A 12,765-nucleotide genomic window follows, 5' to 3' on the forward strand; every position below is an offset into this window, starting at 1 on the left:
AGGTGGGCGCTGTGAGCCCACCACCCGACAAAAGCGCAAGAATCTGCAAGAGCGCGGCGCCGTTGAGGGCGACACTGTGGCTCAACCGATGGAGCCCGCTATGAACCTTTCCCTGTATTTACTCACCGTGCTGATCTGGGGCACCACCTGGATCGCCCTCAAATGGCAATTGGGCGTAGTGGCGATTCCTGTGTCCATCGTCTATCGCTTTGGCTTGGCGGCGCTGGTGTTGTTTGCGTTGTTGCTGCTCAGCCGCAAGTTGCAGGTGATGAACCGGCGCGGGCATCTGATCTGCCTGGCGCAGGGGCTGTGCCTGTTTTGCGTCAACTTCATGTGCTTCCTGACCGCCAGCCAGTGGATTCCCAGCGGCCTGGTGGCGGTGGTGTTTTCCACCGCCACGTTGTGGAACGCGCTGAATGCGCGGGTGTTTTTCGGCCAGCGCGTGGCACGTAACGTGTTGATGGGCGGTGGCCTCGGGTTGGCGGGCTTGGGCTTGCTGTTCTGGCCGGAACTGGTGGGGCACACCGCCAGTCCGCAGACCTTGTTCGGCTTGGGGCTGGCGTTACTGGGGACGATGTGTTTCTCGGCCGGCAATATGCTGTCGAGCCTGCAACAGAAGGCCGGCTTGCGGCCGCTGACCACCAATGCCTGGGGCATGTTGTACGGCTCCTTGATGCTGGCGACCTACTGTGTGGTGCGGGGCATTCCGTTTGAGATGGACTGGAGCGCACGGTACATCAGCGCGCTGTGGTACCTGGTAATTCCGGGTTCGGTGATCGGCTTTACGGCCTACCTGACCCTGGTTGGGCGCATGGGGCCGGAGCGGGCAGCGTATTGCACGGTGCTGTTCCCGGTGGTGGCGCTGAATGTGTCAGCGTTTGCCGAGGGCTACCAATGGACCGCGCCCGCGTTGGCGGGGTTGGTGCTGGTGATGTTGGGCAATGTGTTGGTGTTTCGTAAGCCTAAGTCTGCCAGTCCGGTCTTCCAGGCGAAGACAGTCTAATGGGGGAGGGGGCGTGCGCCCGAGGGCAGTGTGTCAGCCAGCCCCTCTATAGCTGGCCCACCGCTATCGGGGGCAAGCCCCCTCCCACATTCCCTGCATTGCATACATTTGGCCGAGCTGTCCTTGCTATTTCAGTCCGAGGCGCTTGGCCATGCGGCCCAGGTTGGCGCGGTCCAGGCCCAGTTCGCGGGCCGCGCTGGCCCAGTTGTGTTGGTGGCGTTCCAGGCAGGCGCTGATGATCTGGCGTTGATAGTCTTCGGTGGCCTGGCGCAGGTCGCCGGTGACCACGGGTGCGGCTTGAGCCTGTGCTTCGATGACCGGCGCATTCACCGTCGGCAAGTCCAGATCCTGCGCACTCAAGCTCAGAATCCTCGGCCGTTCGCGACAGTTGCCCAATGCCTTCAACGCGCTGCGTCCGATCAAGTGTTCCAGCTCCCGCACATTCCCCGGCCAGTTATAGGTCAAAAGCGCGGCCTGGGCATCGCTGGTCAGCCGCAGACTGCCCAGGCCCATGCGTGAGCGGTTCTGTTCGAGGAAGAAGCCCGCCAGCAGCAACACATCGCGCCCGCGCTCGCGCAGTGACGGCACTTGCAGCGGGTATACGCTCAGACGGTGGTAGAAATCGGCGCGGTAGTGGCCGTTGCGGACTTCGTCGGCGAGGTCGCGGTTGGTGGCGGCGATCAGGCGTACGTCAACCTGATGCTCCTTGTCCGAACCGAGGCGCTGCAACTGACCGCTTTGCAGCACCCGCAGCAGCTTGGCTTGCACGGTCAGCGACAGTTCGCCTACTTCATCTAGGAACAAGGTGCCGCCGTTGGCCAGTTCGAACTTGCCGCGACGCTCATTGAGCGCGCCGGTAAAGGCTCCGCGTACGTGGCCGAACAACTCGCTCTCCACCAGCGTCTCCGGCAGGGCGGCGCAGTTGAGGCTGATGAGCGGTTTATCCGCACGATTGGATGCCGCGTGGATAGCCTGGGCCACCAATTCCTTGCCCACTCCGGTTTCGCCGGTGATCAGCACGGTGAGGTCGCTGCCGCCCACCAGTTTGATTTCCTCGACCAAGCGTTTGTGGCTTTTGCTCTGGCCGATCATTTCCTTGTGCTGCTGGCCGCTGGCTTGACGGTAGATCTCGGCACGTTGGTGTTCGTCTTCAGCGCGCAGCGCCAGGCGCTCGATGCGTTCGGCGACGTTGACGGTGGCGGCAGCGAGGCTGGCGAAGGCTTGCAGGGCGTCCAGTTCAACCCGTTCGAAACGTTCGGTGTCTAGGGCATCCAGGGTCAGCAGGCCCCAGGGCTGGTCGTCGACAAACAACGGGCAGCCCATGCAGTCGTGCACTTCCAAGTGTCCGTGCAGGCCATCGACCAGGCCGTCGTAGGGATCGGGCAATTCACTGTCGCTGTCAAAGCGCGTCGGGCCGGGGCTGCCGAGCAGGACGGCGAAGCGCGGGTGCTCGCTCACCTTGAAGCGTCGGCCCAAGGTGTCGGCGCTCAACCCGTCTACTGCCAGCGGCACCAGCCATTCACCGTCCAGGCGCAGCAACGCTGCGGCGTCGCACGGCAGCAGGGCACGCATGGCTTGCAACAGGCGGCGATAGCGCTCGCCTTCGGGCAGGTCGCGGGACAGGTCGGCGACCAAGGGCAGGAGGGTGGTGAGCAATGATTGCGCAGTCATAATGACTCCTTGTAGTCCTTATGACTATAGAGTGTAGGAGGTCATACTGACTACACAATGTTTAAGGTATTGAAAATTAACGATTTATTAGTTGGCATGAATACTGAGTAGCTAAGGGTAATCAGTAAAGAAGCCCAGGAGGCTCCCATGCTTAGTGCCCAAGACCGTGCCATCGTCAAATCCACCGTGCCCCTGCTGGAAAGTGGCGGTGAGGCGCTGATCACCCATTTCTACCGCATGATGCTCTCCGAGTACCCTGAGGTGCGCCCGCTGTTCAACCAGACCCACCAAGCCAGCGGCGACCAGCCTCGCGCCTTGGCCAACGGCGTGTTGATGTACGCGCGGCATATCGACCAGCTCGACCAACTGGGCGACTTGGTGGCGAAGATCATCAACAAGCATGTGGCGTTGCAGATCCTGCCGGAGCACTACCCGATCGTGGGCGCCTGCCTGCTGCGGGCGATTTCCGAAGTGCTGGGCAGCGAGATTGCCACGCCTGAGGTGATGAAGGCCTGGGGCGCCGCCTATGGCCAGTTGGCCGACATTCTGATCGGTGCCGAAGCCGCCATCTACGAAGAGAAAGCCCAGGCTCCCGGCGGCTGGCGCGGTGCGCGGGCGTTTACGTTGGTCAAGCGAGTGGAGGAGAGTGCCGAGATCGTCTCTTTCTATTTCGCGCCTGTGGATAACGGTCCGATCCTTGCCGCCGCGCCAGGCCAATACATCGGTATGAAGCTGGTGCTCGACGGTGAAGAAGTGCGCCGCAACTATTCCCTGTCGGCCCTCAGCGATGCTGGGCAGTATCGCATCAGCGTCAAGCGCGAAGCCGGTGGGCGGGTGTCCAGCTACCTGCATGACCAGTTGCACGTCGGCGCAACCATCGACCTGTTCCCGCCGTCGGGTGAGTTCATCCTGCAGGCCAGCGATAAACCGTTGGTGCTGATCAGCGGCGGCGTGGGCATCACGCCGACCCTGCCGATGCTTGAAGCCGCTCTGGCCACCCAGCGTCCGGTGCATTTTATCCACTGCGCGCGTAACGGCGGGGTGCACGCGTTTCGCGATTGGGTGGACGCGCTCGCCGCGAAGCACCCGCAACTCAAGCGCTTCTATTGCTATGCCGAGGATGACGGCGTGAGCCCAGCGGCGGATAAGGTTGGGCTCTTGAGTCTGGAGCAGTTGCAGGCCTGGTTGCCGCAAGAGCGTGACCTGGACGCGTACTTCCTCGGGCCTAAAGGTTTCATGGCCGCAATCAAGCGCCACCTCAAGGCCCTTGGTGTGCCCGAGAAGCAAAGCCGCTACGAGTTCTTCGGCCCGGCTGCTGCCTTGGAATAACACGGTCAAAATGTGGGAGGTGGCTTGTCCTCGATAGCGGTGTGTCAGTTGAAGATAAGCTGGCTGATCCACTGCTATCGAGGGCAAGCCCCTTCCCACATTTGGCTCTCTATTTCTTCAGATTAATCCCCCGTTAACCCCCCTCTGTTTAAACCACTCTCTGTGTGTAAACTTGCGGCCATTGGCACAACCAAACAAAGGGATACGGGGATGAGTGACGAATTGCGTTTAGGCAGGGAGCGGCGCTTTCTGGTGTTGCTGGGCATCATCTGCCTGGCGCTGATCGGTGGGGCGTTGTACATGCAGGTTGTGTTGGGCGAGGCGCCGTGCCCGCTGTGCATCCTGCAACGCTATGCCTTGTTGTTGATTGCGATCTTCGCGTTCATCGGCGCAGCCATGCGCACCAAGGGTGCCCTGACCTTTTTCGAAGGGCTGGTGATCCTCAGCGCCGTCGGCGGAGTGGCCGCAGCGGGTCACCACGTGTACACCCAGTTCTTCCCGCAGGTCAGCTGCGGCATCGATGTGCTGCAACCCATCGTCGATGACCTGCCCCTGGCCAAGGTCTTCCCGCTGGGCTTTCAGGTCGATGGCTTCTGCAGCACGCCGTACCCGCCGGTGCTGGGCCTGTCCCTGGCGCAGTGGGCCTTGGTGGCGTTCGTGCTGACGGTGATCCTGGTGCCGCTGGGCATCTATCGCAATCGCCAGCGCAAGGCCTGAACCCAACTGTCAAACGCCCCGGTCCTTCTTTGACGAAGGCCGGGGCGTTTTTGTTTGTAGGCTTTTGTGAATAGAGCGTGACACGGGACAACTGAGGGTGCGCGAAGCGTGCGACATGTTGTCACACAGAGGCCGCCGCAGGACGTTTCTGCTCCGCGAAGCCATCGCTTAAATTTGCAAAAAACGCCCAAGGTGTGCTGTCAGTTCGTGGTCTGGACAACGTTGCGCACCTCGCGGCGGACACACCTTTGCGTGATGTCCCAATGCCTTGTTTTCTGGGGGGTTAGATAGGTTTTGCATGCCCTTACGACGACTGAAGGCCGTGGCGGTTCAGCCTATAACACCGCAATTTTTGTGGTTTTTGTTGAGAATCGAACGCGATAAAATCGCGAACCGTTGCAATATCGGTGAAGGATTATTGCTGTAATCGATAAAAATTATTTCTTTATAAGACATGGTTTATACATCGCTAGCTAACTACAATCGCACGCACTGAATGTCCCGTGCTGTTCAATATTTGAGCACTGGAGCGGTCGAGGGGCAGATGGATGGCTCTGTGCGACCCCAAGGTTCCGGCAGCCTTTCAACTATCCGCACCAAACGGAATTGGTCTGTAACAAGGCCTTTAACCACGAAATCGAATAAGAACTCACCGCAGGTCCGTGAAACGCTCCGTTATGGCGTGCCGGGCAGGCTCTTATTCAATCGAAGAGAAATGCCAACCCTTGGCAGGGTGAAGTGTTGGCGATCAAAACCCAACTGCATTGCGCAAGCTGCTTTAGAGGTCGTGAGATGAGTAAAAACAGGTACCCCCGATTACTAGGCTTTTTGCCGCTGCTTGGCATGATGTTAATGCTGGGAGGCTGCAAGTGGACCTTGATGGACCCAAAAGGACAGATCGGTCTGGATCAACGAAACCTGATCATCACTGCCACCCTGCTGATGCTGTTGGTTGTGGTGCCTGTGATCATCATGACCTTCGCCTTCGCCTGGAAATACCGCGCGTCGAACACCAACGCGACCTACGCGCCTAAGTGGTCGCACTCCACCAAGATCGAAATCGCGGTGTGGCTGGTTCCGATCCTCATCATCATCGCCCTGGGTTACATCACCTATAAGTCGACCCACGAGTTGGACCCGTACCGTCCGCTGGAGTCCGACGTCAAGCCGATCAACATCGAAGTGGTCGCGCTGGACTGGAAGTGGCTGTTCATCTACCCGGACCTGGGTATCGCCACGGTTAACCAGATCCGGTTCCCGGAGAACACCCCGCTTAACTTCCGGATCACCTCCGACGCCGTGATGAACTCGTTCTTCATCCCAGCCCTGGGTGGCCAGATCTACGCGATGGCAGGCATGCAGACCCGTCTGCACCTGATCGCGAACGAAAAAGCTGAAATGGAAGGCATCTCCGCGAACTACAGCGGCGCTGGCTTCACCGGCATGAAATTCAAAGCGATCTCGACGAGCCAGGAAGATTTCAACGCCTGGGTAGCCGAAGTCAAGGCCGCACCTAAACAGCTTGATCAAGCTGAATACGACGCCCTGACCAAACCAAGCCAGAACAACCCAGTCGCTCTGTACTCCGCGTATGAGCCGAACCTGTTTCAGAAAATCGTCGACAAGTACGAAGGTATGAAGCCAGGCAAGCCGGTCAAGCACGAGAAGAAAGAAGTGGCCGCGGTTGAAGGTTCTGACACGGGCTCGCATTCAACTGCTGGGGCAGAGGAGTAAACGATGTTTGGTAAATTAAGTTGGGATGCGGTCCCGTTCCACGAGCCGATTGTGATGATTACCATCGCCATGATCGCGCTGGGTGGTCTGGCACTGTTTGCAGCAATCACTTATTTCAAGAAGTGGACCTACCTGTGGACCGAGTGGCTGACGTCGGTCGACCACAAGAAAATCGGCGTGATGTACATCATCGTTGCCATGGTCATGCTGCTGCGCGGTTTTGCCGACGCCATCATGATGCGTACCCAGTTGGCCATGGCCACCGAAGGTTCGCCTGGCTACCTGCCGCCTGAACACTATGACCAGATCTTCACCGCCCACGGTGTGATCATGATCATCTTCATGGCGATGCCTTTCTTCACCGGCCTGATGAACCTTGCGGTGCCGCTGCAGATCGGTGCCCGTGACGTTGCCTACCCGTTCCTGAACTCCCTGAGCTTCTGGCTGCTGGTATCCGGCGTTGTGCTGATCAACGTGTCCCTGGGCGTCGGCGAATTCGCCAAGACCGGTTGGGTTGCGTATCCGCCATTGTCGGGTATCCAGTACAGCCCTGGCGTGGGTGTGGACTACTACATCTGGGCGCTACAGTTATCAGGACTCGGGACGACGCTGACGGGGGTCAACTTCCTGGCCACCGTCCTGAAAATGCGCGCCCCTGGCATGAAACTGATGGACATGCCGATCTTCACCTGGACCTGCACCTGGGCCAACGTCCTGATCGTGGCTTCGTTTCCGATCCTGGCCGCTACCATGGCGCTGCTGTCGCTTGACCGTTACCTGGATTTCCACATTTTCACCAATGAACTTGGTGGCAATCCAATGATGTACGTGAACCTGTTCTGGGCATGGGGTCACCCTGAGGTGTACATCCTGATCCTGCCAGCGTTCGGTATCTTCTCCGAAGTGATCTCGACCTTTACCGGCAAGCGCCTGTTCGGTCACCACTCGATGGTTTATGCATCGGGCGCGATCTCGGTACTGGGCTTCATGGTTTGGCTGCACCACTTCTTCACCATGGGCTCGGGGGCCAGCGTCAACGCCTTCTTCGGCCTGGCGACGATGCTGATTTCCATCCCGACGGGGGTGAAGCTATTCAACTGGCTGTTCACCATCTATCACGGTCGTCTGCGCATGACCAGCCAGGTTCTGTGGACCCTGGGCTTCATGGTGACCTTCGCCATCGGCGGCATGACCGGCGTACTGCTGGCCATCCCGGGTGCTGACTTCGTACTGCACAACAGCCTGTTCGTGATCGCTCACTTCCACAACGTGATCATCGGTGGTGCTGTATTCGGTTACATCGCTGGTTTCAGCTTCTACTTCCCGAAAGCGTTCGGCTTCAAGCTGCACGAAGGTTGGGGCAAGGCTGCATTCTGGTTCTGGATCTCGGGCTTCTTCGTCGCGTTCATGCCGCTCTATGCACTGGGCTTCATGGGCATGACCCGTCGTCTGAACGCCACTACCAACCCTGAGTGGGTACCGTACCTGTACGTTGCCATGTTCGGTGCAATCATGATCGCTGTGGGTATCGCCTGCCAGTTGATCCAACTGTACGTGAGCATCCGTGACCGTAAGCAGAACGCTTGCGACTCCGGCGACCCATGGAATGGCCACACCCTGGAATGGTCGACTTCGTCGCCGCCGCCGTTCTACAACTTCGCCGTGATCCCTACTGCGAACACCATTGATGCGTTCACCGAAGCCAAGGAAGACGGTACTGCGTACCAGCGTCCTAAGCACTACGAGCCGATCCACATGCCAAGCAACACCGCCACTGGCGTGGTGATGGGTGCGCTGTTGACCGTGTTCGGTTTCGCGATGATCTGGCACATCTGGTGGCTGGCAATCGTGAGCCTGGTGGGCACCATCGGCTACTTCATTGTCCACGCAGCACGTGATGATCAAGGCTACATGGTGCCGGTCGAAACGATCGAGCGCATCGAAGCCGAGCAGCACGCTCGCCTGGTCGCCGAGAAGAAAATCCCGGCCAACCGTGTAGAAACCTCGTTGGAACAGGCTTAAACCATGTCGAACTTAGTGACCAATGCTGGACACGCCCATGTCGATGACCATGGGCACGATGACCATCACCACGACTCGGGGCCGATGACCGTTTTCGGTTTCTGGCTCTACCTGATGACCGACTGCATCTTGTTTGCGTCGATCTTCGCGGTGTACGCGGTACTGGTAAACAACGTAGCGGGTGGCCCGTCGGGCCACGACATCTTCGAACTGCCTTACGTGCTTGGCGAAACCGCCTTGCTGTTGTTCAGTTCGATCACCTACGGCTTCGCCATGTTGGCCTTCTACAAGGGCAACAAGAAAGGCGTGCTGACCTGGTTGGGTATGACCTTCCTGTTCGGCCTGGGCTTCATCGGCATGGAGATCAACGAGTTCCACCTGTTGATCTCCGAAGGCTACGGCCCGCACCGTTCCGGTTTCCTGTCGGCGTTCTTCACGCTGGTCGGCACCCACGGTCTGCACGTTACTGCCGGCCTGCTGTGGATGGCGGTGATGATGTATCAGGTCAATAAACACGGCCTGACCAACACCAACAAGACTCGCCTGACTTGCCTGAGCCTGTTCTGGCACTTCCTGGACGTGGTCTGGATCTGCGTCTTCACCGTTGTTTACCTGATGGGGACTCTGTAATGGCTAATGCACACTCCCATGACCATGACAGCCATGATTCGAGCCACGGCAGCGTTAAGTCGTACGCCATTGGCTTCATCCTGTCGGTAATCCTGACGCTCATCCCGTTCGGTCTGGTGATGTACCCGACCCTGCCGAAGTCGATCACCTTGATGATCGTATTGGCATTCGCGGTGATTCAGGTCCTGGTTCACCTGGTGTACTTCCTGCACCTGGATCGTTCTAAAGAGCAGCGCGATAACGTGATTGCGTTCGTGTTCGCAGGCTTAGTAATCCTGCTGCTGGTTGGCTTGTCGATATGGATCATGTTCAGCATCCATACGTTCATGATGGCGAAGTGAGGTAAGACCCGATGTCGCTTAAGCACTTTATCCAAATCACCAAACCGGGGATCATTTTCGGTAACGTGCTTTCTGTGGCGGGCGGTTTCTTCCTGGCCTCCAAGGGACATGTCGATCTGGCCATCTTCCTGGCTGCGATGATCGGTACGTCCCTGGTGGTTGCTTCCGGTTGTGTCTTCAACAACTGCATCGACCGTGACATCGATATCAAGATGGAGCGCACCAAGAATCGCGTGCTGGTCCAGGGCCTTATCTCCCTGAAGCTGGCACTGATCTACGCGACCGTTTTGGGTGTTGCCGGTGTGGCACTGTTGTACAAGGTGGCCAACCCGTTGGCGGCGCTGTTTGCCGTGATCGGCTTTGTCATCTACGTCGGCCTCTACAGCCTGTACCTCAAGCGCAAGTCGGTTCACGGCACGCTGGTGGGCAGTCTGTCGGGGGCGATGCCGCCGGTGATTGGTTATGTGGCTGTAACCAATAGCTTCGACATGGCCGCGCTGGTGCTGCTGGTGATGTTCAGCCTGTGGCAGATGCCGCATTCCTACGCCATCGCGATCTTCCGTTTCAACGACTACCTGGCTGCATCGATTCCGGTTTTGCCGGTCAAGCGTGGCATCCAGGTTGCCAAGAAACACATCCTGCTCTACATCCTGGCTTTCCTTGTGGCGACCTTGATGTTGACCTTCAGTGGCTACGCCGGCATGAGCTACCTCGCCGTCGCGGCTGCCATGGGCATGTACTGGTTGTACATGGCCTGGACAGGCTACAAGGCGGTAGATGACACCGTCTGGGCGCGCAAGCTGTTCGTGTTCTCGATTTTCACCATCACCGCGCTCAGCGTGATGATGTCCCTGGATTTCCAAGTGCCGAAAGAGCTGTTGCTGACCTACGCACACTGAGTGTCTGAGTAGCAAAAGGCCCCGCCTTCGAAAGAAGCGCGGGGTTTTTTATTGAGTGACCTTTAAACTATGCCCACATCCTACCCATGCAGGACGCAGAACGATGAGTAAAAAAGCCGTAATCGTGTTCAGTGGCGGACAAGACTCCACCACCTGTTTAATCCACGCACTGCCGCACTACGATGAAGTGCACTGCATTACCTTCGACTACGGCCAACGCCATGTGGCGGAAGTCGAAGTCGCCCAGCAGCTTGCCAAGCAGTTGGGGGCCACCGTTCACAAAGTGATGGACGTGTCGTTGCTCAACGAGCTGGCCATCAGCAGCCTGACCCGCGACAACATTCCTGTGCCGACCGTGAACAGCTCAGGTGAAAGCCTGCCCAGCACCTTTGTGCCGGGGCGCAATATTCTGTTTCTGACCCTGGCGGCAATCTACGCCTACCAGGTGAAAGCCGAGACCGTCATTACAGGCGTGTGCGAAACCGACTTCTCCGGTTATCCGGACTGCCGCGATGAATTCGTCAAGGCGCTGAATCAGGCACTCAAGCTGGGCATGGAATACGACGTGCGCCTGGAAACCCCGCTGATGTGGCTGAACAAAGCCGAGACCTGGGCCTTGGCCGATTACCACCAGCAACTGGATTTGGTCCGCCAGCAGACCCTGACCTGCTACAACGGCGTCCTCGGCAGTGGCTGTGGCGAGTGTGATGCGTGCAACCTGCGTGCACGGGGCTTGAATGAATACCTGCAGAACAAGACGGATGTCATGCAGAACCTGAAGCAGAAGTTGCAGCTGAACTAAGGTGATGAAGCCGATGGGCAAGGCCCATCGGCGTGTTTCAATCAGGCAGCGTTGCCGGTGATATAGCGCTTGAACAACGAACGCGCGCCATAGGCTGGCAGAATATTAAAGAACGCAAAGCCCACCTTAATTGCGATCTGCACATAGATCATGCTCAGGATATCGCTGGTCTGCATGGCGCCGTAGAACGCAATAAAGCAGAACAGGAAGCTGTCGATAATCACCGCAAAGAACGTACTGAGGAAGATGCGCAGGTATAGGTATTTGGAATTAGTCAGCTCTTTGATCTTGCACAGCAAATACGAGTTAATGTTTTCCGACACCAGGAACGACACCGACGACGCGATCAACACCGACGACACCTGCACAATCACATCGTTATAGGGACCGTCGAGTTTCCAACCGGGCAAGCCGGGTAAGAAGGTGGAGCCGTAGAGCAAAATGATGATCATCGCGTTGCTGGCAAAGGCAAACAGGATGGCCTTCCTGGCGAGCCTCAGGCCAAAGTTTTCGTTGAGCAGATCCACGATCAGGAAGGTCAGCGGGTATAGGAAAGTGCCCGGCGTAACGATGATGTCGAGGGACTCGATGTAGATCGGTTTCGTCGCGGCAATGCTGGTGAAGATGTAAAAGGTGAAGAGCAGCAGGTTGAGGATGATGTAGATCATCCACGAACTTTCATTGCGATCGTTGAGGTCGTACGCCGTCACCGTGCCCGCTTGGGAGTAGTACTTCTTGTACAGGTTTTTAACTTCCATTTTATTCAAGTTATCCATGATTTCGCTGTTTAAGACTTCGCTCAACTTGACCCGAATGATCTTGCCCGTGGCGATGATCATGATCACCGCCAGGCGCTTATCATTTTCGAAGCCCAGCAGTTTGTATTTGCTGTTTTCGATCTCGCTTTCATACGTGGTCATTGAAGCGCTCCTCAATGATATCCCCCAGTACACACAGGCGTTCTGAGCTGGCGCAGGCTTCACGGCTGATAAACAGCGTGTGGGTAGCCCTGTCGAACACCAGTTTTTCCTTATCGTCGCTCGACGAACCCTTCTGGATGATCAACAGGTCACCCGGCTCATTCGCACCCGGTATAGGGCGCTCCAGTCGCACGCCGATCAGGTTGTGGGAGGTGCCGAAGTAGTAAGTGAGCGGGAAGAGGGTAGCCAGTTCGCCAATGCGCTTATCCAAGTGCTGCATGACCTGGCTTTGCTTGAGCACCGGCACGGCTGCGGGGTTCATGTTGCCTTGGGGCGAGGCACTGCTCTCGATGATTTCCTTGGCTTCAAAATCGATGGTCTCGATTTCTTCGTAGGACACGCCGAAGAAGTCGGAAATCTTGCGCAGGGTCGACTGCTGAACATTGACGACCTTGCCTTCGAGGATGTTGTAGATCGTAGTGCGGGTCAGGCCGGCGGCGTTGCACAGCGACAGCTGGGTCTCGCCACGGCTCTTGATCAAGTACTTGATGTTGCTCTTCAAATGCTCGGTTTTTTCTCGTCTGTGCATCACGTGCTCACCACTTCCCTATAGTAAAAACCGTCGATCTTTGAAGACGCCGTATAGATTGTTTCAACAGTGAAACGCCCATCCAGGGCGTTTCATACGTCGCGGCGG

At 57.6% G+C, this 12,765-nt stretch carries 12 protein-coding genes; 9 read left to right on the forward strand and 3 right to left on the reverse strand.

Translation table 11 applies throughout. The features are described from left to right. The first annotated feature begins 100 nt into the window (after positions 1–100). Positions 101–1,003: a DMT family transporter gene (locus AB4N82_RS14845; RefSeq protein ID WP_032885616.1), complete on the forward strand. Its 903-nt coding sequence runs from the start codon at positions 101–103 to the stop codon at positions 1,001–1,003. Positions 1,004–1,129: 126 nt separating this feature from the next. Here the strand turns inward: AB4N82_RS14845 and norR are convergent, their stop codons facing one another. After that, positions 1,130–2,674, reverse strand: coding sequence for a nitric oxide reductase transcriptional regulator NorR (norR, locus tag AB4N82_RS14850; RefSeq protein WP_122755878.1), 1,545 nt, complete (start codon positions 2,672–2,674; stop codon positions 1,130–1,132). 147 nt (positions 2,675–2,821) lie between these two features. Here norR and hmpA point away from each other — a divergent pair, with 147 nt between their 5' ends. From hmpA to queC, 8 genes are all read left to right on the forward strand, one after another. Beyond that, complete coding sequence (hmpA, locus tag AB4N82_RS14855; protein WP_122763892.1) at positions 2,822–4,003, forward strand: NO-inducible flavohemoprotein; 1,182 nt, start codon at positions 2,822–2,824, stop codon at positions 4,001–4,003. Between the two features lie 210 nt (positions 4,004–4,213). Beyond that, entirely contained in the window at positions 4,214–4,720 is a 507-nt protein-coding gene (locus AB4N82_RS14860) for a disulfide bond formation protein B (protein WP_032885619.1), read from the forward strand. A 792-nt stretch (positions 4,721–5,512) separates the two neighbouring features. Then, complete coding sequence (gene cyoA, locus AB4N82_RS14865) at positions 5,513–6,454, forward strand: ubiquinol oxidase subunit II (RefSeq protein ID WP_032885620.1); 942 nt, start codon at positions 5,513–5,515, stop codon at positions 6,452–6,454. Positions 6,455–6,457: 3 nt separating this feature from the next. After that, positions 6,458–8,476, forward strand: a complete 2,019-nt coding sequence (gene cyoB / locus AB4N82_RS14870) for a cytochrome o ubiquinol oxidase subunit I (RefSeq protein ID WP_032885621.1) — start codon at positions 6,458–6,460, stop codon at positions 8,474–8,476. A gap of 3 nt (positions 8,477–8,479) precedes the next feature. Continuing rightward, positions 8,480–9,106, forward strand: a complete 627-nt coding sequence (locus tag AB4N82_RS14875; protein WP_032885622.1) for a cytochrome o ubiquinol oxidase subunit III — start codon at positions 8,480–8,482, stop codon at positions 9,104–9,106. After that, the gene (gene cyoD, locus AB4N82_RS14880; protein ID WP_017734785.1) at positions 9,106–9,447 is read left to right on the forward strand and encodes a cytochrome o ubiquinol oxidase subunit IV; all 342 of its coding nucleotides are present in this window, start codon (positions 9,106–9,108) and stop codon (positions 9,445–9,447) included. Before AB4N82_RS14875 ends, cyoD begins: the two co-directional genes overlap by 1 nt. An 11-nt stretch (positions 9,448–9,458) precedes the next feature. After that, positions 9,459–10,346, forward strand: a complete 888-nt coding sequence (gene cyoE / locus AB4N82_RS14885) for a heme o synthase (RefSeq protein ID WP_014719864.1) — start codon at positions 9,459–9,461, stop codon at positions 10,344–10,346. A 103-nt stretch (positions 10,347–10,449) separates the two neighbouring features. Beyond that, positions 10,450–11,148 (forward strand): 7-cyano-7-deazaguanine synthase QueC, encoded by a 699-nt coding sequence (gene queC, locus AB4N82_RS14890; RefSeq protein ID WP_032885623.1) that lies wholly within the window; start codon positions 10,450–10,452, stop codon positions 11,146–11,148. A gap of 41 nt (positions 11,149–11,189) precedes the next feature. Here queC and AB4N82_RS14895 read toward each other — a convergent pair whose 3' ends face one another. After that, positions 11,190–12,068, reverse strand: coding sequence for a queuosine precursor transporter (locus AB4N82_RS14895; RefSeq protein WP_032885624.1), 879 nt, complete (start codon positions 12,066–12,068; stop codon positions 11,190–11,192). Further along, positions 12,055–12,657, reverse strand: coding sequence for a helix-turn-helix transcriptional regulator (locus AB4N82_RS14900; RefSeq protein ID WP_095186382.1), 603 nt, complete (start codon positions 12,655–12,657; stop codon positions 12,055–12,057). The genes AB4N82_RS14895 and AB4N82_RS14900 overlap by 14 nt, the downstream gene beginning before the upstream one ends. Positions 12,658–12,765: the final 108 nt, after the last annotated feature.

It is taken from the genome of Pseudomonas sp. H1_D04 (assembly GCF_054683855.1).